The following is a 23,887-nucleotide window of genomic DNA, read 5'->3' as shown; positions in this document are numbered from 1 at the left end:
ATTTAGAAGATACTAAAATGGAAGAAATTTTGTAGGCAAGCGACCTATGCGCTATCAAGACATTATTACCATCGAGCCTGGGAAGCGCGGTGGCAAGCCTTGTATCCGGGGAATGCGAATCACCGTTTATGATGTTTTGTCCTACTTGGCTTCAGGGATGACTTATGAAGAAATCCTAGACGATTTCCCATATTTGACCCATGAAGATATTCTGGCTTGCTTAAGTTATGCCGCTGAGCGTGAACGTCAAACGCTGGCAATTCAAGCATGAAATTGTTGTTTGATCAAAATCTCTCGCCTCGATTAGTTCAACGGCTTGCTGATCTGTATCCTGACTCTCAGCACGTTTCATTCCTGGGACTGGATCAAGCAGACGATCGCATCCTCTGGCAATATGCGGAGCAGAATCATTTCACAGTTGTCACTAGAGACTCAGATTTCAGTGAGTTGATTACCTTGCAAGGATTTCCACCCAAGGTAATTTGGATTCGACGAGGAAATTGCCCAACTCACCAAATTGAAGAGATTTTGCGATCGCACTACGAAGACATGATTCAGTTCAGCGCAGATCCCAATCTTGGAATACTAACGCTGTACTAAGTTCACTCGCTTCAACCCTACCGCCAACGCAGTTCTAAATATCCCCGTTCCGGTTGGCTCAATTCTTGCTCTGTTAACCAATCGACGAGTTTATAAGTTCCAAATACATGATCCCACCAATCGACAGCTAAGCCAAAGTTGTGATGCCACATGCCATATTTGTGATGCACATAATGCACAGGCATCTTCATCCAAAAACATTTCGTCGGATTCTCATGCTGGAGTTGATGCGCGTAAGAAGAAAACGCAGCGTAAACTAATCCGCCTAAGAACCAGCCGATGCCAGCCTCGATCGACACAAAAAACAACAATCCCATAATCAGAATCGTGCCTTTGAGATAATCAAAAAACTCCCAAATCACGCCTTGCCCTTCATTGCGGCGGTGATGATCGCGATGTCGTTCACCCAATTTGTAGGGCTTGTGCATGAGTCGGTGCACCCAGTACTCGACCAGACTCGCGAGAACAAACGCGATCGCAAAACACGCAACGCCAATAGCAATTTTTCCGATCACGACAAGCTCCTGATTTCCTCACAACATTTGCTATTGTGCCGAAGAAATCCGGAGTATGTCAAAATCCAGAAAACTGATTTGTAACCTCAATGCTGAAATTCATTGCCATTCTCTTAAGTGCTGTTTTACTTTTTTCGTCGCCAGCTTGGGCAGATGAGTCACCTGCACAGTTATTTGAGCTTCAGTGTGCGGGCTGTCATGTGAATGGGGGCAACATTGTGCGACGCGGAAAAACACTGAAGCTGAAAGCACTAGAAAAGAATGGATACGCAACCGTCGAAGCGATCGTGGCAATTATTACCAACGGAAAAGGAAATATGTCTGCTTACAAAGATCGCTTGAACGAATCAGAGATTCAATCCGTTGCTGAATATGTTCTCGATCGCGCTCATCAAAACTGGAACTGAAACTGAGATCTTGATGTATCGTGTTGAACACAGGATTACATAAGGATACAGAGATGTCGCAACAAGTTGTTGGGTGGCTGCAAGAAATTAAAGACCTACAGCAACAAGTCAAGGCAGCCCAAGCGTCCGAGCAGGCGGCACATGCCAGTGCTGATAATTGGCGCAAGCGCTATGAAATTGAGGCTGGACAACGCCGCTCTGAGGTTCTCGCACTACAAGATGCGATCGCTCAATTGCAAGCAGAACTCGATCGCGTCAAAGCTGCCTCGTATGCTTCCGAAACTGAAGTAGAATCCGAAATTTTTGAGCTGCAAACCGTTTCAGAACTTCAGGCGAAATTAATTGAAGTGTGGAGCGATCGCAATCAACTCGTCCAAGATCTACAAGCTGAACAACTCAGCCACAGTGAAACACGCAAAAGCTTAACGACTGCATTAGGAGATGCAGTCGAAATGCTCTCGAATTTGAAAGCAGGACAAAGTTAAGCCGAATTCCCGCATTGAGTGCAGCCGAAACTTCACTCCTCGCGACAGATTCGGCTTAGCACTCTACTGCTGAGGCTTGCGTTGTTCTGAATTGCCCTTTGGCGGCATTGGCTTGGGTGGAGCAACTTGTTGTGGTTGTGGCTGATTGATCTGCAACTGTGCCCGACCATTGCGGACAATTCTTAGCATCTCTGTCATCTGCGATTCCATGTCGCGCAGCACCTTATCAGCGTACTCATCCGCCCCATTCTGCACATCTTCACTTTCCTCGATCGCCATTCGACGCATCTCGTCTAGATCTTGCTGAGCTTGGCGACGCATCTGCTCAATTTGAGCGATCGTTTGCTGTTGGACTGCTTCACATTCTTGCTGTACCGAGAGGCGAATCTGCTGCGCTTCTTGCTCTGCTCGTTGAATAATGCCGGACTCATTCATCATCTGAGCCGCGCGGCGTTCTGCTTCTTCGACAATTTCTTGAGCGTACTGTTCTGCCTGATCGAGAATCTCATCTCGATGGCGGGCAATTTCGACCGCTTCATGAAATGCTTCGGGCAAGCTCAACCGTACCAGGTCTAACTGATCGAGAAACTGCTCTTCATCAATCAGCGTGCGGCGCGATAGCGGAATTCTAGGGCTGTCGAGAATCATCTCCTCCAGCCGATTCAACTCTCTTTGAATATCGAGACTTCCTACTCTTTGCACGTCTCTTGCACCATTGTTGCGGCGTTCGGGAGCGGTGAATCCGTCAGGGCTGATACTGGGTGATTCTTGGCGTAGCATCGGTAAATATCTTCGGCGACATGGGTAGGAACAAGATGGTCGATCGAACCACCAAATCTGGCGATTTCTCGAACAACACTACTGCTCAGAAAACTGTACTCATTCGAGGTGGCAAGAAATACCGTCTCGATCTGAGTCGATAATGTTTTATTGGTGTGTGCCATTTGTAACTCCATCTCAAAGTCAGAAACGGCTCGTAATCCTCGTAAGAGGGCAGATGCGCCTCGCAGTTGAGCATAAGTTACAGTCAAGCCCTCAAAGCTATCGGCTTCCACGTTGGGAATTTGCTGGACTGCGATCCGGATCTGCTCTAAACGCTGTTGAACAGTAAAGAGCGGAGTTTTGTTAGGGTTTCGCAGAACGGCGACGATCACTCGATCGAACAACAGTGCACCTCGCTTAATTAAGTCGAGATGTCCGTATGTAATCGGGTCAAAACTGCCAGGATAGATTGCAATCACAGAAAAAATTCAGTGCCTGCACTGAGGGCAATAAAACAGAATCTCCTTACTTTACCCTGTCCGAAAAAGTTTGCACGTTTAAATTTGCAGAAATTTCTAATTTCGTTTCGATGTTTGTTGATGGATGAGGAGCGTCGATCGAGAAATTTTTCTATTGTTGCGATAAACGTTTCACGGTTTCGCCTCCCAGCAGTTGATCCGCCTCACGAAGAACGTCGAGAATGCGATCGCGAAATGGACTGTCTTGTAAAACAGGGCGCAATGCTTCTAGATCAATTTCACTGACGCGCGCGCCCGGAAACCAATGGCTGGCTTGACCTAACAGGTTGTAGCGCATCTTCGCATAATCGACTAAATCGTAAGCGATCGCTAAATTTCTCAACCAGATCACTGTATGAAGATTTAAGCGTCCAGGAGTTTCATCGACCGAGGGTAAGCCAACGTGCCACCGCTTAAACCAATCTTCTCCCAATCGCTCGATCGCGGCTTGCTCTAGACGGTGAATGATTGGAGGCAGAATTTCATCTGCGCGATCTATCCACGCCAATGTTTTCAAATGCTCATCGAAATCAGTCGGTTTCGCGGCTCCAATACTCAAGGTATGAACCTGAGAATGACTGAGGCAGAACAAATCATTAAACACAACTGGAGAAAGCGGTGCACAAAGTTCTCTTAGCCTAGCTGGAGGCTCGTGCAGATTGCCGCCTTTATTCGTCGGGCTGATGATAAAAACGCCCATATCGTGAGCAGTAGCAGCAGCGATCGCGCTCCAATTCAGTTGATTGATGTAGTACCAATGCAGATTGACGTAATCGAATTGATTCGTCTCGATCGCTTTGATAATAATTTCTGTGGAACCATGTGTCGAAAATCCGACATGGCGAACTTTGCCTTGTTCTTGCAGCGATCTCACTACATCTAAACAGCGAAGCGCATCTTCAAATGTTTCCGTGTCATTAATGCCGTGCAGTCCGAGCAGGTCAACATAGTCGAGTTTTAAATAGCTCAGTGAAGTCTCAAACGTTTTTCTAAATTCGTTTGGGTCTGCCACAGGTGCAACTTTGGTTTGAGCAATCAGCTTCTCGCGGGGCAATTTTGGCAGAATGTTGCCCAATTGCATTTCAGAAGAACCATAGCCGCGAGCCGTTTCGATGTGATACATCCCTAATTCAAACGATCGTCGAATTGTCGCTTCTAAGTTTGCCTGCTGATCGTTGGGGACTTCATCCGGCGCAACATCTTGCCATTTGAACTGATATCGCATTCCTCCGCAGGAAAAAACGGGCATTTGCAGTTCGGTACGTCCAAAACGTCGATATAGCATTCGTCGATCGCCTAAAAGTTCAGACCCTATGTTAACGGATACCGCTTGTGTAGAAAGGCTTCAGCTTGTGCACGATCGCTAATCTCTCCGTCAAGCGTTGCTGCTAGCAAGTCGTCTAACATTTGCTTAAACTGCTTTCCAGGTTTGTATCCCAAGGCTTTGAGATCTGTTCCATCAATTGGTGCTTTGACCAATGACCAGCGCGAGAAATACGTCCAGATCAATCGCCGGATGGTTCTTGAACTTCTGACGGCAACTAATATCAGTGTTTCTGAGCTAAACAGTTTGAGCAATTGCACCATCTGGCTGGTCTTTTCACAGTGCGGCAATTGCTCTAACTGGCGTTCAATTTCTGCTAAATTTGCCAGCCGCTTGATCGCATCTGCGGGAAGCTGTAAGGCTTGAGCAACGTTTGCTCGATCGTCAATTTTCGCAATCAACACTTCGAGCAAAATTTGCCAATGCGGAATGGTCATGTCACATCGCTGTAACCAATCTGCAAGCCTCATTTGCCGCCAGAGGGCTGCATCTAGCTTGAGCATAGGGTGAATACAAGTAAGAGCATCCAGATCAGCAAGTTTGCGAATCGCTGCTCTCCAGTACGGGGCTTGCAAAATGTATTTCAATTCTGATTTCAGTCGAGTTTGCAATGCTGGAACAATGCGATCGCGCTGTTCATACACACCACTGTCGATCGCATGTCGAATATAGCCTTCGGTCTGCGGTTCGAGGACAAATCCCAATCGCACAGCAAACCGAACAGCTCGATAGATTCGAGTTGGATCTTCAATGAAACTATTCGCATGTAGCACTCGGATTTGCCGCGATCGCAAATCCAACACTCCCCCAAAGAAATCAAGCAACTCACTCGATCGCGGATTGGTCAATCTCAAAGCCAAAGCATTGACGGTAAAATCACGTCGATACAAATCCTGCCGAATCGAACTAGCTTCAACTTCTGGGTTCGCCGCTGGATAAGGATAAAACTCAGTTCGCGCCGTTGCAATATCAATCCAAAGTGAATCGAGTTCTGTATCGTTATGCCAAAGGAGTGCCGCCGTTTGAAACTTGCCGTGGATTTCTAAGCGGGCTTGAGGATAGAGCGTTTGCAACGATCGAGCGAGTTCGACTCCCGCTCCAACCGTTGCCGCTTGATGAAAGCCATCTACGACCAAATCAATATCACTGAGCGCGACGGGTTCAGACGGATCAGCCAGTAACAGATCTCGAACAGCTCCGCCCACTAGATAAAGATGCCATCCCCGTTCTGCGGCGGCTTGAGCCGCGATCGTCAAAAGCTTCTGAAACGGTTCTGCAAATCGCTCCAATCTCAAGAGATACCGGAGTGGAAACAAATCTTTTTCAGGCTCTTTTTTGCCCTGATGCAATTGCCGCAACACATCCGTGCGCGTGACAATGCCAACTAAGTTTCCCTGTTCTAAAACTGGAAGCCTGCCAATGTCATACGTCACCATCAACGCTTCGATCTCTGGGAGTGAAGTCTCTGGTGTAATTGTCTTCAAATTTGAAGCCATATAGCCCTTCACTGGCGCATGGCTAAACCCATGATGCAGCGCGATGTCTAAATCTCGACGGGAAATCACGCCAACGAGTTGATCCTCTTGATTCACGATCGACAATCCCGAATGCCCATACCGCAACAAAATCCGCTGTGCATCCTCGATCGTCGTTTCAGGTCGGATCGTCCGCACAGGTGAAGACATCAATTCGCGCGCACTCAAAGGCTTGGGAATCTGCGCCTTGAATTGTTCAATTAAGCGATCGAGAAATGCCTCTGCATCGACATCTCGCACACTCAGTGAAGCTGCTTTGGCATGTCCCCCGCCTTGTGGCTGAAAGAGGTCATTCAGATTCGTCCCGTCAATATTGGATCGCCCAATCACGGTTAATGCTTCTCCCGTACCTCTGGAATAGCGATGCCCAAGTAAAAGCGCATCACTTTCGGTTAACTCCATCAAGCTCGAAGCTAAACTCGACAGCCCAGGTACAAATTCCTCTGTTTCGAGCATCACCCAGGCAATCGTATTTCCCTCAATCTCTTGAGTGTGTAAATGCTTCATCGCTGTGCTCAGAAGTGCCTGCAACTGAGGAGATAAACCTGGATCGACATATTGCGCGATCGCTTTTAAGCTTGCCCCTTGCTGCATTAGCCAACCGAGTGCCATCGCATCTCTCGCCGTCGCATGATCAAACGTCAACGAACCTGTATCGACATGAATTCCCAATGCCATCACAGTGGCTTCAATTGGTGTGATAGAGATTTCTTCCGCTTGCAACTGTTCGACAACAATTGTCGTAGTCGCGCCAACGGCATCAAAAAATGTGTGTTCAGCCGAAATATCTCGATCGACTTCAACATGATGGTCATATAGAGTAATTTCCACCTGCGGCAAATCGAGCCATACAGCCGTACTGCCTAAGCGATCGCGCATTTGAGCATCTACGACCGTAATCGATCGAATCGATTCGGGTTTGACCGACCGCCGTTCAATCATCGGATACTCATCTCGATGCAGCGCCAAAAAATCTCGAACTGGAGGATGCGCTCCTCCCGACAAAACGATGCGAGACTGCGGACGTAACCGACTCACCCCAACAGCCGCGCCGAGGGTATCAAAATCCGCTGTTGTATGGCATAGAATCACGTCCATGTTTTCTGATAACGTACTAATCAGGACTTTTCGATCGCGTCTCGGTTATTTATAAAAAGAAATTGAGACACTCACAAACGCTGTTTTAGGGAGAGAAAAATGACATTCATTTTCCAACTCGCATTGTTGGCACTCGTTTTATTTTCGTTCATCATGGTCGTTGGCGTACCTGTCGCTTACGCTTCCCCCCAAAACTGGGACACCTCCAAGCGCTTACTCTATCTTGGCTCCGGAATCTGGTTTGCTTTGGTGATTGTGGTCGGGCTTTTAAACTATCTCGTGATCTAAATTCATGCGTATACTGGGGAGGAACTTGGGGTTCGTCCCCAGTTTTTTGAGTTTACTTGAAGATCTCTCAGTGTTAGTACGGAGAAGAAACTCTAAAATCTGTGGACTCAAATGTAAAATCTAAATAAATAGAGCGATCAGCACTATTCAAAGCCTAAGTTCCCAAGTTAAATTTAAGTGAATCCTCGGAGAAACTCTCTTTGGGGAAAACTGGTAGCTATTGAAGTGTTGATACTCAGATTCAAACGATGACAATTTTTGAAGGAACGTTCTCTCAGACCGAATCTCTGCGGTTTGCGATCGTGGTTGGGCGATTTAACGACCTCGTGACCACCCGCTTGTTAGAAGCTTGTCAAGATTGCCTAAAGCGCCACGGAATCAATGTTGATCCGCATGGCACACAGGTTGATTACGCCTGGGTTCCAGGTGCATTTGAACTCCCTCTAGTGGCACGCCAATTTGCGCTGTCAGGGCGATATGATGCCGTCATTTGTTTGGGGGCCGTGATCAAGGGTCAAACTCCTCACTTTGATCATGTGTCTTCAGAAGTCTCGAAAGGGATTGCTGCGGCAGGTTTTCAGACTGGCGTACCTGTCATTTTTGGAGTCTTGACGACTGATACGATGCAGCAAGCTTTAGAGCGCGCTGGCATCAAGAGCAATTTAGGCTGGGAATATGGTATGAGCGCGCTGGAGATGGCAAGTCTTATGCGACAAGTCAAGGGCAGTGTGAACAATCAGCAGTTCAATCCTTCTCTCTCTTCGTCTCTCCCGCATACGCTGCCTGTGTCTCATTCCGACTCCACGGGCAACAATGTCCATTAAGTTTTAGGTTTGTGGTTGAATGTTTTCAAGACATCTCTTTCGGGGATGTCTTTTTTTTGCGATTCCTTTAACCAATCGATCGCGGGATTATGTTATAAAACTACAGTAATCTTATCAAGAAAGTGGGAATTCCCTTTCGAGGTCAATGCCGTGGGTATCGTAGTACAGGACGTTTCTAAGCGATTTGGCAGTTTCCAGGCCGTAGATCAGGTCAGTTTGGAAATCAAAAGTGGCTCGTTGGTGGCACTTCTAGGGCCATCAGGTTCAGGTAAATCGACGCTGCTGCGGCTGATCTCAGGATTGGAAAGTCCAGATTCAGGACGAATTTTTCTCACGGGCGAAGATGCGACCGATCGCAGTGTCCAGGATCGCAATATTGGCTTTGTGTTTCAGCACTATGCTTTATTTAAGCATCTCACCGTGCGGCGCAATATTGCATTCGGCATGGACATCCGCAAAATGAATGCTGAAAAGGTCAAACGCCGTGTGGACGAGCTTTTAGAACTAGTGCAGTTGACGGGGTTGGGCGATCGCTATCCGTCTCAACTCTCCGGAGGACAGCGGCAGCGGGTCGCATTGGCGCGAGCATTAGCAGTAGAGCCGAAAGTTTTGTTATTAGATGAGCCATTTGGAGCTTTAGATGCGAAAGTGCGCAAAGATCTGCGGGCTTGGCTGCGGCGACTCCATGATGAGGTACATGTGACGACCGTGTTTGTGACGCACGACCAGGAAGAGGCGATGGAAGTCTCGGACGAAATCGTAGTGATGAATAAGGGCAAAGTCGAACAAATCGGTACGCCTGCCGATGTGTATGATCATCCGGCGAGCGCATTTGTGATGAGTTTTATTGGCCCAGTGAACGTGCTGCCCAGTTCGTCTAGAATTTTTCAAAATAATGGCTTTGATTCGGCGCATCCGGAGATGTTCTTGCGACCACATGATGTATTAGTCGAAACCTCTCCAAATGGTTCGACGGTTGCTGCGCGAGTGACGCGATTGATTCACTTAGGTTGGGAAATTCAGGCGGAACTGACGCTGGATGATGGACAAGTCGTGTCGGCACATCTGACCCGCGATCGCTTTGATGAGTTGAATCTTGTTCCTGATCAACGGGTGTATGTCAGACCCAAAGACGCAAAATCTTTCCCGCTCTATTATTCGATTTAATCAAGATTCGATTCAATCGATATTCAACTCTATCAATATCGATTGAATCAATCATTCAATGAGTAAAAGTCAATCAGCAAAAGTGGAGCTGACGGGAGTCGAACCCGTGTCCAAACTGGGTATTAGCTCTATCAATCATTCACAGGTTTAGCTTCTCTAATCCTCGAAGCGGGAACTGTCCTTTGTCCCGGACAATAGGATGCTTTGGTATTGTCTTAGCTAGAATGCCGACCAAAGGCGAAATTCTAGAGCAACCGTTGGGGTTGTGCTTACTATCTTTAACGGTGTCAGACGGTAAGCGCTCGAACCTGAATTAGAGGTGTTTTATGCTGCAACAGGTGCAGTTTTACGAGCGAAAGGTACGATGTTGTTTGCATCTATTTTTTTGAGCCTAGATTTACGAGAGTGGACTCCCTCTCGACCTGCATCTCGATGGAACGTTCGCCAACCTGTCGAAACCGTTACAGCCCCGTGATGTTTTCCTAGTATAGCGCGGTTTTTAGAGATGTGTTCTTGATGTGAGTCGTATTAAGACCCTTTAATTTGCTAAATAAGCGATCGCGACCAGTAAAATTGGGGGTTGTGATAACCGCAGTAGGTGCGCGTGCAGTGGATGAAATCTCAAAGTTGTTTGGTGAAGAAATTCCAGAGATTATCAAAGCTGAACTTCTGGCAAAGGCTAAAACTGTGCGGAAGACTACATTGGAAGAGATTTCCCATCAGGCAATGTCGCCGTTGCAAAAGTCGTACTGTCCAATGGAGCTATACTTTTTCAAGAAGGAACCTCAAGAGCGAGAAGCCCCTCGCCTCTCCCTACTCCAAAATCTGCCGGGGGGATATTTGAACCGAGTATCGACTCGCATTCTCAACGACTAATGGAGACTGATGCAGAATATAAGATTCTGTCCGCACTTGCTCTAACTCTACTTGAAGAGTTAAAGCAAGTTCAAGTTGAAGGAAAACTTTACCTCTATACTGAAAGGAAACCTTGTGAGAGTTGCCAAAATATTTTGCGACAGTTTAGGGAACTCTTTCCAAGTGTAGGAATCAGTGTTGTCTGGGATCATCCTTATCCTTAGTTTGAGGAAGACTTATGGAACTTGGATTCGTAACCAGTAACCCGCGAAACTATCAATCTTCTGCAGCAAGGAAACTACCCACTTCTCTCCAACGGCTGTTATCTCAAGTGAATCAACAGCGTTATGAAGAACTTTACGAAGAGAATACAACTGGAACATCCCTAAAGGATGCACTCCAAGAAATTTTGGATGGTTTTCGTTCATTGGATCAATTGAGGTGTCATCCTCGCTGGATTTGGATGGCTGTGCTCCTAAGCTTGACTGCAAAACCTACGGTAGAAGCCTACTTACCCAATGACAACAGACCCAGGATTGCGATCGCCCTAATGCTGATGCAACTAGAGGATTGCCATGATGCAACGTTGATTCCAAAAGCAATCCAAGAGAAAATCATCTTACCGCTTCGTGAACAGATTGCAGACAGCAAAATTTCAAATGATTTAACTGGATCAGTTCACAAGCATCTGTGTCCATCTAAACTGGTCGATGTCCTGTTTCCCAGTTTATCTGAAGGATGTCAAGCCTTAGACGAAAGTTTAGATGTTCTTAAAAATGGATTGAAGGCGCTGAATCAAAGTGATGCACAACTTGCGTTACTCAGCATTTTAGAAGATTGTTTCGAGGGATATGCAATCTTTCCTGGCACTTCTGAACGGCATAAGCTACTGACTTGGTGGCTTTATGAGATTGTCCCTGCGGTTTGGGACTTTCACCTTCCTCAATCTTTCATGACGATTAGAGGTGTTCAGACCGTTGAGACAATCTTAGAAAGCTTCATTTGGGAACCCTCAGATACACTGTTCCTGCTCGATCTGCTGCACTAAGAAAATTAGGCTCAAGAACATCCTATTGTCCGACTTCCCGCCAATTGACAGCCTGTCTTCATCAGTGAGTTGAGATCAAGGTTCCAAATCTTCAAGCCATACTGGTTGCCGACACTGGACAAGGATTGGTCATTGGCGGTGAATGTCAGTTGCTCGATCGGATCTTTAGCGCCGAGGAGGGTTTTGAGGAAAGTTCCATCCTGCATATTCCAGAGACGAATCGTGCGATCGCGTCCGCCGGATGCCAAAATTTGTCCACTAGCATTAAAGCTTAAACTGGTGACTTCCTCTTCATGCCCGGTCAGCGTTTGCGTGGGAATGGCTTCGCGTTCGGTCGTTGCTGAGCCAACATTCCAAAGTCGAATTGTTTTATCAACTCCAGCGGATGCGATCGTTTTGCCGTCCGGTGTGAAAGCCAAATCGTTGATGCCTTGCCCGACTGCTGTGCGGTCGTGACTGCCGAGGAGAACCGGATTTTGACTATCGGGATACCAGAGATGGATGGTGTTCGTTGTGGTTCCAGCCGCGAGGATGCGACCATCAGGACTGAATCGAATCACACTCGCGACTGCATTATGTCCTTTAAAGGTGTCGAGGATGCGACCATTTGAGATGCCCCAGAGTTTGATCGTCTGATCGGCACTGCCCGATGCGAGAACTTCACCGTCGGAGCGGAAGCTGAGGGCTGTGACAGCTTGAGTATGGGCAGCTAAAGTTTGAATCAGAATGCCTTTTTCGACATCCCAAATTTTGATCGTCTTATCTGCACTTGATGAAGCAAGGCGTTTTCCATCTGGACTGAAGATGAGTTTGGCGATCGCAGCTTTGTGTCCACTCAATTCTGTTTCACGTTGTTGAAGTTGAGCGTCGTTTTGTCGCCAAATCTGAATCGTGTTCTTGCGCGTTGAAACGGCAAAAGTTTTTTGATCAGGACTGAGAGTGGCATTGGAAAATCCAGCACCGATTGGTGTTGAGCTACCTTCAGCCATCGAGACAGCTTGTTGAAGCGTGGCGATCGCGCTCAATTTCAAACTCTCTGGCACAAAATTCCAGGGACGATCGACGCTTTGCAACATTTGCCCCGCTTTGAGGGCGGTTGCTAAGGCTTGGCTGTCTTGATTCGACTGCATTTGCGTTGTTGCAGTGCTAGAGAGAGTTTGAACCTGATGAATCCGATCGTTGCGGTACATATAGGCTCCAATGCCTGCCATGCTAAGCGTAACGACTCCTAGCGTTTTGAGTGCCGTTGTTGCCAGTTGGCGAGTTTCAGGGGCTTGTGTACGCTCAGCCGCTTTGCTCCAGGCAGTATTCGCAGTTTGATGGAGGTTGCGGGTGGAGCGATCGAGATTTTGAACTGTATCAGTGGCGATGTGATTCGCTTCAGCCACACTTTGACGATAAAGAGTTTGACCAGAATTTGCGGCTTGGCGGGTCGCCTGGCTCAGCGAACCGATCTTTTTCGAGAGTGAGTTGCGAAGGAGGGACACTTGCTGTTTCGCCTGCGTTTGTTGGGATGTTGCAAAGTTCCCGACCGATTGGGTGGCTCCGCGAACTGTTCCATTAAACGCGATCGCTGCCGAATTCCAGCGTTTTTTTATCACGCGCTGGAAGCGCTGAACCTGCCGTTGAGTGTCAGGGCGTGTTCGAGGGGGTTTAACAGGCGCGATCGAGTCTGCAACTTCAGGCAAAGCGTGTTGAGATTCAACTGAGTGAGAGCCGAGTGCGATCGATTCTGCGAGGTCGGAAGCGGCGGCTTCGTGTTCTGGTTCGATCTCGTTGGGTGGACTTGGTTCTTGCGTCAGTGGAGCCGACTCTACCCATTCGAGGGAAACTTCCGAAACGGCAGGGGCGATTGCGATTGGCTCGACCACTTCTAACCGTGGTTCTTCGATAGGACTCGGTGCGAAGGAAATCGGAGAATCTGCAACGGGTTGTTGAATCGAGTTAAGGTCTGAGCTAGGTTCCGGTGCAGCGGAAACGTTGGCTTCTGGTTGTGTTTCCTGAAGTGAAATTGGTTCTGGGATTTCTGGTCGCGCCAGCTCGATCTCATCAATTGCTGGCTCAATGGGTGGAGTCGGTTCGACCGGAATCTCTTCGACTTCTGGAGCTTCAATTAATGGGGTTGGCAGGTTTGCGTCGAGAACAGAAGGCTCAACGAATTCGGAAACAGGCTCTTGCGCTTTTGGCAGGACTGGCTCGATCGAGATTACTTCTGGGATTGGTTCAGGAGCAGGTTGTTCAGGAACAATCTTTTGGAAGGGTGGAATCGTTGGCTCGATCGTGGTTGGTTTCTCGATCGGGGGTGGAATGAGGTTTTGCGCATCAAGCGTTGGCTTGCGTCTCGAGGCAGATCGAGCAAGCGGTGGTTCAATATCAGGTGCTTTGATCTCTGGAAATAGATACTCTAATGGATCTTTGGGGCGAACACCGATTGGGAGTTGCAGTTGGGCATTACCGAATCGAGCAGGTTTTTGCACGATGGCTTTGGAAGAACGATTTTCTCCATCTCGGTGCAGCCATTCCAACTGCTGATTCGTGCGATCGATGTATTGAATCATGCGATCGTGAACGTAATTTCCCAAAACAGAAGCTGTGACGATGCCTTGAGGATTTGCGGCTCCTCCGCGCAATCCTTCAATCAAGAAATGGCTAAAAATGCTGTGACCCAATTCGGGAAATTTCCAGGACTGTTGCTTGTGATCGCAAGACAGTAACGCTTGAAATCCGGGATTCTGAGATGCGCGTTGCCGAAACATCTCGCTCAATTGCCAGGTTGGATTATCTAAAATTTCAGGTGTATCAGTTTGCAGCGTCATTCCATTTGCATGACATGCATCTATCCAGAGGATTTGCTGTTTTGCCGCGCAGTTTCCAAGTGATCCCAAGAGACTAATCGCGCTTAATCCCGTTTGCAGCATGGCATCTTTCTGCGTGTCAGCTAAGCAGAATACGACTTGCTGCATTCGCGAGTCGAGTGCCCCATGTCCAGCAAAATAGAACAGAACCGTATCGTCTGGCTTGGCATGTTCCACAATGTCTTGCAGGCTCGATCGCACTTCGCTCAGGGTCGGGGGTAGCGCGTTATCGTGATGCAGTTTCAGGCTGGTATCAGGAAATTCCTGAATGACTTCTGTGAAGGCATCTGCCAGCCGCTGAGTATCGACTGTGGAGTATTGCAGGATCGGAAATCGCTGATCGTGGTACTGGCTAACTCCCACAAGGAGAATCCAGAGTTTCGCTTGACCAGTTTTGAGCGCGAGTTGGGCGTGACTCATGGCAAAGGAATTATTGACGCTAATTCAGAATTCGCAACAAGAAACGACGCACCCGGTAAGTTCTGCTACTTGAAATAGTCCGAATTATGTCCGATTGTGGCGTATCAGCTTCGGGTGAGTCAAATTCTAGGTTAAGAACTTCCGACGGAAAAAAGCGGCAAAAGTTCGGATCAGGCGAAAAAATTTATGGAATTGGAGGTTGCGTGAAGTGATCGTAAATTTACGGAGAGGTGGGGAGTAGGGAGAAAAAACATGCCCCACTCCCTACTCCCTACTTCGTCGGTGTAATCCGCCCCTCTTTCACCAGTGCTTGATAGATCAGCGCTGCCGCATCTGCTCGCGTTGCAGTGCGAGTTGGAGTGAGTTCTTGAGGACTGGGATATCCTGTGATGAGTCCTGAGTCGATCGCGGCTGCAACTTTCTCTTGTGACCATTTTGGCAACTGGGCTGCATCTTTAAAGTTTGTCAACGTTTGCGCTACAGGCGTTTGAGGTTGAAGTTTTAACCCTGCGGCAAGTGCGACTTGAAGCTGATATAACGGGATTTGCTGATCGGGACGGAAATCGCCTTCCGAATATCCACTCATAAATCCAGTCTGAATCGCATCATCGATCGCGGATTTTGCCCAATAATTTGCAGGCACATCTTGAAATTCAACGCTTTGTCGCTGTTTCGGTTTCCCAAATGCTTTGCCTAATAAGGAAGCAAATTGTGCGCGGGTGAGCGATTCATTTGGCTTAAAGACTCCACCGTCAAATCCGCTAATAATTCCACGACGTGACAATTCCCCAATATAAGCGCCTGCCCAAAAATCGCTGGGCACATCTGAAAATCCAGTGATTGGCTTCGCAACTCCTGGCGATGCAGGAGTATTTGGAGACGGAACCAGATTTGGCAACGCAGGATTGGGAGCCGGAACAGTTGCGATCGGCGTTTGAATACTGGGAACCATCGTTTGCACATTAGGCTGTGGTGCATCTGTCGCCTCAATTTGCGGAACAGCTAATGTCGCTTGCGGTAGAGGTGATGCGGGTGCTGTTCCGACGATCGCATTCGGTGCAGCCGTTCCACTCGGTAAAGGCGCAGAAGAAGCTGTAGGTTTTGGTGAACCTATCAGGGAGCCGAGATCAAAGCCGGAGTCTTGCTGACCCAGTGCCCAGAAGAAGATGCCCCCAATGCTAAGGAACGCCACAAACATCGCGATGAGTTCATCGGACGTGAGACGATGACGAGGATCTGGAGAAGAAGTCATTTCAGTAGGAATATTACTTTACGGAGCTTTATTCACACCCAAATCCTAAAGCAATTTTCCAACCAGCGATAGAGGGAAACGCAAAGATTGGTGAACCTTAGTTAGGATGGGCTTAAGTCGTGAGATATTTTGCAATATTTCTGGGTCGGTCAACATCTATCCCGCGTAGGGTTGCTAAGTGGTAAGCCAACAGTTGCAAAGCCACAACTGCAAGGAATGGACTGAACAATTCGGGGACTGATTTTGCGGTTATCTCGATCACATGATTTCCATGAGCACGAATCCGATCGATTGTTTTTTGTATACGAGAATCATCTTCTGTCACGATCGCTAATGTCGGAATTTCTGCGTCGAGCAATGCGATCGGACCATGAAGAAATTCTCCGGCAGCATACCCTTCTGCATGTGTGTAAGTTGCTTCTTTGAGTTTTAATGCGCCTTCTACTGCGATCGCAGTATTAATTCCCGAGCCTAAAATGATCAGATCGCGCGTTTCTTTTAGAGTTTGAGCAAGTTCGACGATTGTATTCTCATTTAGCAATTTCTCCATTTGTTGTGGGATTTGCTTGAGTGATTCAAGATGTGATGCAAATTCTCGATCGCTGAGTTTTTGATTCTCATGTGCAATTTGAAATGCTAACTTGTAAAAAAGTACAATCTGTGATGTAAATGTTTTAGTTGCAGCAACGCTTTTCTCTTCACCTGCATTTGTATAAATTGTGTGATCAGCAAATCGAGTAATTGTGCTGTCAATTCCATTGGTAATGGCAACTCGCTTCGATTGAACTTGTTGAAGTGCAGCAATTGTATCGGCTGTTTCACCAGATTGTGTAATCGCGATCGTAATTGTATTTGGAGTTTCCAGCAGTGGGGCTGAAAGAGATTCAGACGACGATCGCACTTGAGTAGGAATTTGAGCAATCTGCTCAAATAGAAATTGCCCAATCAAACCTGCGTTCAGGCTAGTTCCACATGCCAGAATGTTGATGCGATCGGGAATTCCAATTGAAATTGTCCGATCGAGTTGATGACGAATCACGTCTGGCTGTTGGTGAATCTCTTTGAGCATGAAATGAGGAACATTCATCGTTCAACCCACTTTAGAAACTGCATACGGATCTTTTCCATACCCCAAGGCGAATCGAAATGAATCAGCAACGCTCTTACTCGATAACGTCATAAACACAATCAAGCCAGCAAACGCCACACAAGCCGCAACGAGATACAAACTGCGATAGCCGACAATATTAGAAACGAGACCCAGAATCGGACCTGCCAACGCAATTCCTAAATCGAAACCCCCGACAAATAATCCAAAAATTCGTCCCCGCTCAAAAGGCTGACAGCGATCGGCAACTAATGCAATCATAATCGGCAAAAATGTGCCGCCTCCAAATCCTTCGATCGCTCCGGCTAAGAGAAATTGATTGGCATCGGTTGCTTGCCACAGAACCAGCATTGAGATGGCATAGCCCAACAGACCAGCCGTAATAAATCGACCTCGCCCATAGCGATCGCTGGCTTTTCCTGCGACAAACCGGGTTAAAAAGCTTGTGATTGCTGCTGCTGTGTAGAACAGTCCTGGATTGAGTCCAACTCCTGAATCTTTGATATAAAGCGGTACGAATGTTGCGATCGCACCAAATGCGATGCCGACGAGCAGCATGGTAATCGTTGGAACTCGAATGCGATCGCTGATCAACAACTGCCAGAACTGATCTTTTTCTTTTTGGTCTTGAGGAGCATACATGACAGGCGGAGCTTTCACAAACATCGCACAAGTCATGCTAATCAAGCCAAGAATTGAACTCATCACAAACACAGGTGCATAAGTCGTCAACTCTTGCAAATATCCGCCAAGCGCTGGTCCTAATGCCATTCCAATCGGATTGACCAAGCTCATGTAACCGATCAACTCCCCGCGATTTTCTGGCGGTGCAAGATCAACGACCAGTGAACTATAAGCGGTTGTGAAAGCTGCAATACTCAGTCCATGAAATGCTCGAATCAGCATCAGGACTGGAATCGATTGGGTCAGTAAATGACAGACTGGAGCAAGGGTTGCGGCTGAAATTCCAATCAGTAGGACAATCTTTCGTCCCTGCTGATCGGCTGTCTGACCAGCTTGAGGACGAAAGAGTAATAACCCGATCGCAAATGCTCCCATCACCATACCAAGTTGATCATCGGGCGCGCCGATCGATTTGACATAGAGGGGCAAGGTGGGAAGCAGGCTTGCTAGACTTGCCCAAAATAGCAATCCCGCCGTAAATAGCACCCCTAAATTCCGCTGCGTCCGAGGGGTCAACTTGGCAAACGTACTCAAAATCCTGTCCTGTGCAATGAAGAGATCTTAGGATAGCAAACTGTTTAGCCTCCTGCGAGCAGTGCAGGCATCAACACACCCTCGATCGCATGAATCACGCCATTTTCTGCCAAGATATCGGCTTGTGCGATCGCCAGATCATTCACTTTGATGCCGCCTTGATGATCGACTGCAATCACTGAGCCTTCTAAAGTAGGTGCTTCTTCAATCTCAGTCAAATCCTCAAACCTCACGTCTCCTGGCAAAACGTGATAGCTCAAGACTCTCCGTAGTTTGGGCAAGTCTTGTAGCAATTCATCTAGCATTCCCACTGGTAATTTTTCAAAGGCTGCATCGGTGGGAGCGAGCAGTGTAAAAGACCCATCGAGATTTTCTAATTCGGGTGCGATTCCGGCTTTGTCGATCGCGCTCAACAACGTCTTAAATGATCCGACTTCAGCCGCTGTTTGCAAAAGATTCGTCATTGTTTTCGTGTCCTGTACTATTGCTCTTTCTCTAAGGAAAGAACATTGCCCGCCTAACTCGCATCGAACGTAAGAGAGAACTCATTTCTTACAAGCGTCTATAAACGATCGAAAGAATCTCTGATGCGCTGGATCTTGCATGGACAATTCTGGATGCCATTGCAACGCGATCGCCCAAGGATGCTCTGAATGCTCTAACGCCTCGATTAATCCATCGTTGGAGCGAGCCGCCAACTTCCACACATCCGAATGAAACTCAACTGCCTGATGATGCCAAGACACAATATTCATCTGAGTCTTGCCTAATAGCTCCGACAATCGGCTCTCAGCTAGTACTTCAATCTCATGGGGAATCGGACGACGCGGATTATCTAACCGATGATCAATGCTATCTCCAAAGACTTCGGGCACATGCGGAATCAATCCACCTCCCGTTGCCACAGTCAAAACCTGCATTCCCCGGCAAATCCCCAGTACTGGAATTTCCCGCATCAATGCTAACTTTGCTAGCGTAATCTCAAACGTATCGCGATCGTCATCTATCCCGTAAATCTCAGGATGATCTTCGCCATTGTAATGAATCGGATGAATATCCCCGCCTCCGGAGAGAATCAACCCATCGATCGCATCGAGCAACGATTCAAGATGACTTTGAGTAGGAGGAAGCAAAATTGGATTGCCGCCAACCGATTGCACTGCATCTACATAAGTTCCAGGTAGCACAACTTCATTGGTCGCATTGCGGCTGTGGGTCGTAATTCCGATTAAGGGCGCACGAGTCATAGTCTGAGTGAGAGAACAATGACAATAGCTTAACCAGTTCTGCTCGATTGGATCGAGTACATTCGCTACTAACTAGATGCACTGGTGTAGAATCTCAGCGCAAATCGCCAAAAACTGTGTGCAACAAATAAAAGTGCGATCGCTAAACCTCCCGCTCCAAGCATCCATTCAAACTCGACTCGTCCTAACATGGCTTCGGCTGGAATGGTCGTGAGAAAAGCAACGGGAACAATAAACGTAAAAAAGAATTGATACGCGATCGGATAAGCTGCCATCGGATACCGTCCTGCTTCAATCAATCCCCGCAACACTTCCGTCACATTGTAGATTTTGACAAACCAAATGCTTGTCGCCCCCAATATGAACCACAAGCTATAGAGAATTGCTAATCCGAAAACTAATGGAATCAGACTGAGCAAATACGCATTCGCCCCAATCCCTAATCGAGTGCCCGCATAAAAAATGACGATCGTGCCAAAAATAATATCGGGAATTCCCCAAGGTGAGATGGTATGCCCAGACAACCAAAACTGAGAACTAATCGGTTTTAGCAACACAAAATCCAAGGTTCCTTCCTGCACATGTCGCACAATTCGGTTCAGATTGGGTGCGAGAAAGGTACTGGAAAAGCCTTCTAGTAATGTGAATACTCCCACAACGATCAATGCTTCTTCCCATCTCCATCCAGCAAAGGTGTAGCCTGTTCGATAAAAGAGAAATAATCCAAACCAACTTCCGACTAATCCGCCTAAGCTTGTCAGTGCCGCGATTAGGAAGTTAATGCGATACTCTAGTTCAGCAGCGATCGCAGTACTCCAGAACAATCGCAGCACTTGAAAATACCGTCTCATGCTCCCATCCCCGAATATTGTTTCAAGCCTTGCCGCCACAACCAACGATTGAGCGCGAGAAATCCGACAATCCAACCTGCCATCACTAAAAATCCTTGCGCTGGATTCGTTGGTAATCCAACCAGCAAGCTTGCTGGAAAATTGACTAAATAAGGGAACGGCGTAAACAAAGCGAGTGTTTTCACGACAGGCGGAAAGACTTCAAGCGGTGCAATCACCCCAGACAAAAATAGATACAGCAAAAACCAGAATTCTTGCAATGAACTTGCCCGCTCTGTCCAAAACGCACAGAGTGCCAAAGTGTACTGAATCAGAAAGTTTAGCGAGAAAGCTAATACGATCGACACCACAAACAGCAACACTGTTCCAACGCTCGGAACCCAGATTGCAGTTGGGTAAAGGAGAAAGAATAAAACAATCAGCAATATCGCAAAAGGAATCCGAGCAAACCGTTCTGAAACATGCGAAAACATATGATGCCAAGCCGGATCAAGCGGTTGTAACAATCTGAGTGAGAGCTTGCCTTCGACAACTTCCCGTTCAAACTCCCAAATCACCCACACAACCGTCAATTGCCGCACTAAAAACACGGATAAAAAGTAGCGTGCAAAATCGGTAGGAGAAAGTCCAAAATTGCTTTGCTGAGCAGCTTGTATCCACACTCCCATCAAAATAATGGGCAATGATCCTGAAAGCACCCACAGAATTAACTCTGCTCGATATTCCACCATATAGGCGTAATACACCAGCAGCAAGGTTTTGAACACACGAAAGAACCGTTTCATTGGCAATTGAGTTTTTTCTGACTATCGCCCATTATCGCAGTCAGAACATCCCTCAATGGGATCGAGTCAGAATTTGCAGATGCAGAACGGGAAGGCAGACTCGTTATCCCGTCCGCGCCTGAATTAACTCGCCTCCGATTTCAACAATCGATCGAGCAATGAAGCTGGACGCTGAGCATATTGCCACGCAAACGCATGACGAAACGCTGCATCCTGACAAGCCTGCAACTCTTCAAACCCAATCACATCCTGTGTCAGAAGCGTTTCATACTCAAACGGCAGTCGTACATCATTCAAACCCGCATTATCTGTACAGATCGCAATATCAACGCCTGCGTCAAAGCATTGATCAAACACCTGTTTGAGTTGGCGAATCTCCTGAAGCGTTCCCGTTTTCAGATAAGTCGTCGGACAAACCTCCAAACATTGCTTCCGTTGCGCGACTTCTTTCAACAGATGCGGATACCGAAGCGGAATCTGAATCCCATGCCCGATGCGATTCAAAAATGGCAGCAATTCCGGATAATGTCCTTCCGTTTCATACAAATGGCAAGTCGCTTTGATATTGAGCGATCGAGCATATTCAAACAACTCGATAAACTCTTCCATTCGCTCCCCATAGTAGGCATCACCGCCTGCCAAATCGATCGCGCAAATATTCTCCGGCATCTGCGCCGCCAAATCTACGATCGCTCGATTCACCTCATACGGCAGCTTCGAGTGCATACACAGGATTTGACTACTGACGATCGGATACTCTTTCAATCGACTCGATCGCCCCACAATCTGAGCAATTTCAGTCATTTGCTCAATCCGACGCGATTGATCCAAATTCGGATTCGTTCGCAAATAAGGCGTATAGCGAAGCTCCAAATACGCCAAATTCTCGAAAATATAAGCTCCGCGCATCAAACGATAAATGAAATAGGGCAACGCTTCCGCCGTTTGCACCCCTTCCACGATCGTATGCAATTCCAAGTACTCATCCAAGGTATTGCGAGGTCGAGTATAAAAATCCTCAAACTCCGGATAATTGGAAAACCGTTCAATTAAATCTGATTCACTTCGTTCTAAATAACGCCAGAGAATCCGAGGCACAACCGATCCACCCAAGTGACGATGCAATTCTGCGTATAAAGCCACAAGCACCTCTTCTATGATTCTGATGATTTGTTCTCTATTCTGACGTGTTCTTTTAAACTTGTCTGGGTCTTTGCAATACCAAAATCCAAACTTCATTACGACACTCGGTAAAACTCGGAACGCCCCTTCGCCTTATACAATTGAGAGACACTGTAAACTTCGATTAATCCCCGTAAGGAAACAACAATGGATTTGGTTGCACTCCAAGGCGTTTTAGATAATCTGTCATTTGCTGTGTTATTCGCCACAATGCTGATCTATTGGGTTGGTGCAGCCTTTCCCCAGGTGCCTTACGCATCGACTCTGGGGACGGCAGGAATGGCGATCGCAAATCTCTCTACGGCTGCACTCCTTGCTGCTCGCTGGATCGAAGCAGGCTATTTCCCCCTCAGCAATCTTTACGAATCGCTCTTTTTCCTGGTCTGGGGCATTACCACGATGCACTTGATCGCTGAAAATATGAGCAAAAGCAATCTCGTCGGCATTGTCACAGCGCCCGTTTCAATGGCAATCACGGCTTTTGCCGCTCTGACGCTACCCGATACGATGCAGGCTTCTGCGCCATTGGTTCCTGCCTTGAAATCCAATTGGCTGATGATGCATGTCAGCGTCATGATGCTCAGTTATGCAACTTTGATGGTGGGATCGCTTTTGGCGATCGCGTTTTTAGTCGTCACTCGCGGACAGAATATCGAACTTCGAGGCAGTTCTGTCGGAACAGGTAGTTACCGCGAAAAATCCTATCAACTTCATCGCTCTGAAGAGGTGAGTGTCAATTCAGGTGGAACTGCAGTTTTAGAGAAGACCACCCTTTCTCCGCAACGTCTAACTCTTGCAGATACCTTGGACAATATTAGCTACCGCGTGATTGGACTTGGCTTTCCGCTGTTGACGATTGGCATTATTGCAGGAGGCGTTTGGGCGAATGAGGCTTGGGGTTCTTATTGGAGTTGGGATCCCAAAGAAACGTGGGCATTGATCACGTGGCTAGTTTTTGCGGCTTATCTGCATGCGCGCATCACCAAAGGCTGGCAAGGTCGTCGTCCTGCTATCCTTGCCGCAGTAGGATTTGTCGTGGTTTGGGTCTGTTATTTAGGGGTGAATCTTTTGGGTAAAGGACTCCATAGCTACGGATGGTTCTTATAATGCACAAGAGAACGCGATCGACGAGGATTGAGAATGGATAACGGATTTACCCCAATGAATGATGATGAAGTCTTGTTCGTCGATCGCGGTCGCGTGTTGATGACCAATCCGACGTTCAAGGTGAGTGAATTCCTTGACCAGTTGGCACAAGCGGTCAGCGATCGAGAAGGGGAATGGACAGAAGATAACGAAGCCTGGTTTGAGGATGGTTTAGAGTGTGAAGCACTGCGCTTCAATTCAGGCACAGGCTGGCAACGTGGCAGAGTCAGAATTCGCCTAGAATTTGCGCCGTTGAAACCGCAAGAACGATTACCAGAGCGCTCCTCGGCACGCCAACCGGATGTGCTCCAGCCAGAACCGCTCACCGATCGTTTGCGTCCGCGCAACATCGATGACATTTACTCTAACGACGACTATTAATGTCATATGGTTTGGG

General features: G+C 47.4%; 26 protein-coding genes and 1 other RNA gene. 12 read left to right on the top strand and 15 right to left on the bottom strand.

What is annotated here, in order from left to right; all coding sequences use genetic code 11:
• The first annotated feature begins 46 nt into the window (after positions 1-46).
• Both LEPBO_RS0127965 and LEPBO_RS0127960 read left to right on the top strand, forming a co-directional pair.
• Positions 47-271, top strand: coding sequence for a DUF433 domain-containing protein (locus tag LEPBO_RS0127965; RefSeq protein WP_017290901.1), 225 nt, complete (start codon positions 47-49; stop codon positions 269-271).
• Entirely contained in the window at positions 268-600 is a 333-nt protein-coding gene (locus tag LEPBO_RS0127960) for a DUF5615 family PIN-like protein (RefSeq protein ID WP_017290900.1), read from the top strand. Before LEPBO_RS0127965 ends, LEPBO_RS0127960 begins: the two co-directional genes overlap by 4 nt.
• 17 nt (positions 601-617) lie before the next feature.
• Here LEPBO_RS0127960 and LEPBO_RS0127955 read toward each other — a convergent pair whose 3' ends face one another.
• A complete protein-coding gene (locus LEPBO_RS0127955) occupies positions 618-1,115 on the bottom strand; it encodes a sterol desaturase family protein (RefSeq protein WP_017290899.1) in 498 nt (165 codons plus the stop codon).
• An 89-nt stretch (positions 1,116-1,204) separates the two neighbouring features.
• Between LEPBO_RS0127955 and LEPBO_RS0127950 the strand changes: the two genes are divergently transcribed.
• Complete coding sequence (locus LEPBO_RS0127950) at positions 1,205-1,522, top strand: c-type cytochrome (RefSeq protein ID WP_017290898.1); 318 nt, start codon at positions 1,205-1,207, stop codon at positions 1,520-1,522.
• A gap of 53 nt (positions 1,523-1,575) precedes the next feature.
• Positions 1,576-2,007, top strand: coding sequence for a hypothetical protein (locus LEPBO_RS0127945; RefSeq protein WP_017290897.1), 432 nt, complete (start codon positions 1,576-1,578; stop codon positions 2,005-2,007).
• 63 nt (positions 2,008-2,070) lie between these two features.
• Here the strand turns inward: LEPBO_RS0127945 and LEPBO_RS38515 are convergent, their stop codons facing one another.
• The 4 genes from LEPBO_RS38515 to LEPBO_RS0127925 form a co-directional block, all read right to left on the bottom strand.
• Complete coding sequence (locus LEPBO_RS38515; RefSeq protein ID WP_081614773.1) at positions 2,071-2,787, bottom strand: ATP synthase F0 subunit B; 717 nt, start codon at positions 2,785-2,787, stop codon at positions 2,071-2,073.
• Positions 2,697-3,248, bottom strand: coding sequence for a pantetheine-phosphate adenylyltransferase (gene coaD, locus LEPBO_RS0127935; RefSeq protein ID WP_017290895.1), 552 nt, complete (start codon positions 3,246-3,248; stop codon positions 2,697-2,699). Before coaD ends, LEPBO_RS38515 begins: the two co-directional genes overlap by 91 nt.
• Before the next feature lie 151 nt (positions 3,249-3,399).
• Complete coding sequence (locus LEPBO_RS0127930) at positions 3,400-4,572, bottom strand: aldo/keto reductase (RefSeq protein ID WP_017290894.1); 1,173 nt, start codon at positions 4,570-4,572, stop codon at positions 3,400-3,402.
• A gap of 26 nt (positions 4,573-4,598) precedes the next feature.
• Positions 4,599-7,244, bottom strand: coding sequence for a CBS domain-containing protein (locus tag LEPBO_RS0127925; RefSeq protein ID WP_017290893.1), 2,646 nt, complete (start codon positions 7,242-7,244; stop codon positions 4,599-4,601).
• A 99-nt stretch (positions 7,245-7,343) separates the two neighbouring features.
• On the opposite strand from LEPBO_RS0127925, the gene psbZ reads away from it, so the two are divergent.
• The 3 genes from psbZ (at position 7,344) to LEPBO_RS0127910 (ending at position 9,523) form a co-directional block, all read left to right on the top strand.
• The gene (psbZ, locus tag LEPBO_RS0127920; RefSeq protein ID WP_017290892.1) at positions 7,344-7,532 is read left to right on the top strand and encodes a photosystem II reaction center protein PsbZ; all 189 of its coding nucleotides are present in this window, start codon (positions 7,344-7,346) and stop codon (positions 7,530-7,532) included.
• A gap of 248 nt (positions 7,533-7,780) precedes the next feature.
• Positions 7,781-8,356: a 6,7-dimethyl-8-ribityllumazine synthase gene (gene ribH, locus LEPBO_RS0127915; RefSeq protein WP_017290891.1), complete on the top strand. Its 576-nt coding sequence runs from the start codon at positions 7,781-7,783 to the stop codon at positions 8,354-8,356.
• A 150-nt stretch (positions 8,357-8,506) separates the two neighbouring features.
• Positions 8,507-9,523 (top strand): sulfate/molybdate ABC transporter ATP-binding protein, encoded by a 1,017-nt coding sequence (locus LEPBO_RS0127910; protein ID WP_017290890.1) that lies wholly within the window; start codon positions 8,507-8,509, stop codon positions 9,521-9,523.
• 80 nt (positions 9,524-9,603) lie between these two features.
• On the opposite strand, the gene ssrA is transcribed toward LEPBO_RS0127910, so the two are convergent.
• Positions 9,604-9,994, bottom strand: a transfer-messenger RNA (tmRNA) gene (gene ssrA, locus LEPBO_RS41235).
• Positions 9,995-10,132: 138 nt separating this feature from the next.
• Between ssrA and LEPBO_RS43705 the strand changes: the two genes are divergently transcribed.
• Genes LEPBO_RS43705 through LEPBO_RS0127890 form a run of 3 tightly spaced genes read left to right on the top strand, consistent with a single transcriptional unit; the run spans position 10,133 to position 11,426 of the window.
• Positions 10,133-10,399 (top strand): hypothetical protein, encoded by a 267-nt coding sequence (locus tag LEPBO_RS43705; protein WP_026148977.1) that lies wholly within the window; start codon positions 10,133-10,135, stop codon positions 10,397-10,399.
• Positions 10,399-10,602 carry a deaminase domain-containing protein gene (locus LEPBO_RS45435; RefSeq protein ID WP_017290887.1) on the top strand — a complete coding sequence of 68 codons (204 nt, stop codon included), beginning with the start codon at positions 10,399-10,401 and terminating at the stop codon, positions 10,600-10,602. The genes LEPBO_RS43705 and LEPBO_RS45435 overlap by 1 nt, the downstream gene beginning before the upstream one ends.
• Before the next feature lie 14 nt (positions 10,603-10,616).
• Positions 10,617-11,426, top strand: a complete 810-nt coding sequence (locus LEPBO_RS0127890) for a hypothetical protein (RefSeq protein ID WP_017290886.1) — start codon at positions 10,617-10,619, stop codon at positions 11,424-11,426.
• Positions 11,427-11,437: 11 nt separating this feature from the next.
• Here LEPBO_RS0127890 and LEPBO_RS40420 read toward each other — a convergent pair whose 3' ends face one another.
• The 9 genes from LEPBO_RS40420 to LEPBO_RS0127845 all read right to left on the bottom strand — a co-directional run bounded on the left by LEPBO_RS40420 (position 11,438) and on the right by LEPBO_RS0127845 (position 22,305).
• Positions 11,438-14,701: a WD40 domain-containing protein gene (locus tag LEPBO_RS40420; RefSeq protein WP_017290885.1), complete on the bottom strand. Its 3,264-nt coding sequence runs from the start codon at positions 14,699-14,701 to the stop codon at positions 11,438-11,440.
• A 271-nt stretch (positions 14,702-14,972) separates the two neighbouring features.
• Complete coding sequence (locus LEPBO_RS0127880; protein ID WP_017290884.1) at positions 14,973-15,953, bottom strand: S-layer homology domain-containing protein; 981 nt, start codon at positions 15,951-15,953, stop codon at positions 14,973-14,975.
• A gap of 112 nt (positions 15,954-16,065) precedes the next feature.
• Entirely contained in the window at positions 16,066-17,040 is a 975-nt protein-coding gene (locus tag LEPBO_RS38500) for an SIS domain-containing protein (protein ID WP_017290883.1), read from the bottom strand.
• 3 nt (positions 17,041-17,043) lie between these two features.
• Positions 17,044-18,279 (bottom strand): MFS transporter, encoded by a 1,236-nt coding sequence (locus LEPBO_RS0127870; RefSeq protein WP_026148975.1) that lies wholly within the window; start codon positions 18,277-18,279, stop codon positions 17,044-17,046.
• Between the two features lie 44 nt (positions 18,280-18,323).
• The gene (locus tag LEPBO_RS0127865) at positions 18,324-18,743 is read right to left on the bottom strand and encodes a fasciclin domain-containing protein (protein ID WP_017290881.1); all 420 of its coding nucleotides are present in this window, start codon (positions 18,741-18,743) and stop codon (positions 18,324-18,326) included.
• 81 nt (positions 18,744-18,824) lie between these two features.
• Entirely contained in the window at positions 18,825-19,526 is a 702-nt protein-coding gene (locus LEPBO_RS0127860) for a gamma-glutamyl-gamma-aminobutyrate hydrolase family protein (RefSeq protein ID WP_017290880.1), read from the bottom strand.
• A gap of 68 nt (positions 19,527-19,594) precedes the next feature.
• On the bottom strand, positions 19,595-20,377 hold the full coding sequence (locus LEPBO_RS0127855; protein ID WP_017290879.1) for an ABC transporter permease: 783 nt from the start codon (positions 20,375-20,377) through the stop codon (positions 19,595-19,597).
• Entirely contained in the window at positions 20,374-21,162 is a 789-nt protein-coding gene (locus LEPBO_RS0127850) for an ABC transporter permease (RefSeq protein WP_017290878.1), read from the bottom strand. Before LEPBO_RS0127850 ends, LEPBO_RS0127855 begins: the two co-directional genes overlap by 4 nt.
• A gap of 123 nt (positions 21,163-21,285) precedes the next feature.
• Positions 21,286-22,305: an amidohydrolase family protein gene (locus LEPBO_RS0127845; protein WP_026148974.1), complete on the bottom strand. Its 1,020-nt coding sequence runs from the start codon at positions 22,303-22,305 to the stop codon at positions 21,286-21,288.
• Positions 22,306-22,491: 186 nt separating this feature from the next.
• Here LEPBO_RS0127845 and ccsB point away from each other — a divergent pair, with 186 nt between their 5' ends.
• Positions 22,492-23,451, top strand: a complete 960-nt coding sequence (gene ccsB, locus LEPBO_RS0127840) for a c-type cytochrome biogenesis protein CcsB (RefSeq protein WP_017290876.1) — start codon at positions 22,492-22,494, stop codon at positions 23,449-23,451.
• A gap of 33 nt (positions 23,452-23,484) precedes the next feature.
• The gene (locus LEPBO_RS0127835) at positions 23,485-23,871 is read left to right on the top strand and encodes a KGK domain-containing protein (RefSeq protein ID WP_017290875.1); all 387 of its coding nucleotides are present in this window, start codon (positions 23,485-23,487) and stop codon (positions 23,869-23,871) included.
• The last annotated feature ends 16 nt before the right edge of the window (positions 23,872-23,887 follow it).

The sequence above is a fragment of the Leptolyngbya boryana PCC 6306 genome (assembly GCF_000353285.1).
Classification (GTDB): domain Bacteria; phylum Cyanobacteriota; class Cyanobacteriia; order Leptolyngbyales; family Leptolyngbyaceae; genus Leptolyngbya; species Leptolyngbya boryana.
This window is presented reverse-complemented; position numbering and strand designations above follow the sequence as displayed.

Bases quoted from the DNA above. Each gene is read 5' to 3' on its own strand.
- LEPBO_RS0127965 (WP_017290901.1), top strand. From the start codon at position 47: ATGCGCTATCAAGACATTATTACCATCGAGCCTGGGAAGCGCGGTGGC.
- LEPBO_RS0127960 (WP_017290900.1), top strand. From the start codon at position 268: ATGAAATTGTTGTTTGATCAAAATCTCTCGCCTCGATTAGTTCAACGG.
- LEPBO_RS0127950 (WP_017290898.1), top strand. From the start codon at position 1,205: ATGCTGAAATTCATTGCCATTCTCTTAAGTGCTGTTTTACTTTTTTCG.
- LEPBO_RS0127945 (WP_017290897.1), top strand. From the start codon at position 1,576: ATGTCGCAACAAGTTGTTGGGTGGCTGCAAGAAATTAAAGACCTACAG.
- LEPBO_RS38515 (WP_081614773.1), bottom strand. From the start codon at position 2,787: ATGCTACGCCAAGAATCACCCAGTATCAGCCCTGACGGATTCACCGCT.
- LEPBO_RS0127930 (WP_017290894.1), bottom strand. From the start codon at position 4,572: ATGCTATATCGACGTTTTGGACGTACCGAACTGCAAATGCCCGTTTTT.
- LEPBO_RS0127925 (WP_017290893.1), bottom strand. From the start codon at position 7,244: ATGGACGTGATTCTATGCCATACAACAGCGGATTTTGATACCCTCGGC.
- psbZ (WP_017290892.1), top strand. From the start codon at position 7,344: ATGACATTCATTTTCCAACTCGCATTGTTGGCACTCGTTTTATTTTCG.
- ribH (WP_017290891.1), top strand. From the start codon at position 7,781: ATGACAATTTTTGAAGGAACGTTCTCTCAGACCGAATCTCTGCGGTTT.
- LEPBO_RS45435 (WP_017290887.1), top strand. From the start codon at position 10,399: ATGGAGACTGATGCAGAATATAAGATTCTGTCCGCACTTGCTCTAACT.
- LEPBO_RS0127890 (WP_017290886.1), top strand. From the start codon at position 10,617: ATGGAACTTGGATTCGTAACCAGTAACCCGCGAAACTATCAATCTTCT.
- LEPBO_RS40420 (WP_017290885.1), bottom strand. From the start codon at position 14,701: ATGAGTCACGCCCAACTCGCGCTCAAAACTGGTCAAGCGAAACTCTGG.
- LEPBO_RS0127880 (WP_017290884.1), bottom strand. From the start codon at position 15,953: ATGACTTCTTCTCCAGATCCTCGTCATCGTCTCACGTCCGATGAACTC.
- LEPBO_RS38500 (WP_017290883.1), bottom strand. From the start codon at position 17,040: ATGAATGTTCCTCATTTCATGCTCAAAGAGATTCACCAACAGCCAGAC.
- LEPBO_RS0127865 (WP_017290881.1), bottom strand. From the start codon at position 18,743: ATGACGAATCTTTTGCAAACAGCGGCTGAAGTCGGATCATTTAAGACG.
- LEPBO_RS0127860 (WP_017290880.1), bottom strand. From the start codon at position 19,526: ATGACTCGTGCGCCCTTAATCGGAATTACGACCCACAGCCGCAATGCG.
- LEPBO_RS0127855 (WP_017290879.1), bottom strand. From the start codon at position 20,377: ATGAGACGGTATTTTCAAGTGCTGCGATTGTTCTGGAGTACTGCGATC.
- LEPBO_RS0127850 (WP_017290878.1), bottom strand. From the start codon at position 21,162: ATGAAACGGTTCTTTCGTGTGTTCAAAACCTTGCTGCTGGTGTATTAC.
- ccsB (WP_017290876.1), top strand. From the start codon at position 22,492: ATGGATTTGGTTGCACTCCAAGGCGTTTTAGATAATCTGTCATTTGCT.
- LEPBO_RS0127835 (WP_017290875.1), top strand. From the start codon at position 23,485: ATGGATAACGGATTTACCCCAATGAATGATGATGAAGTCTTGTTCGTC.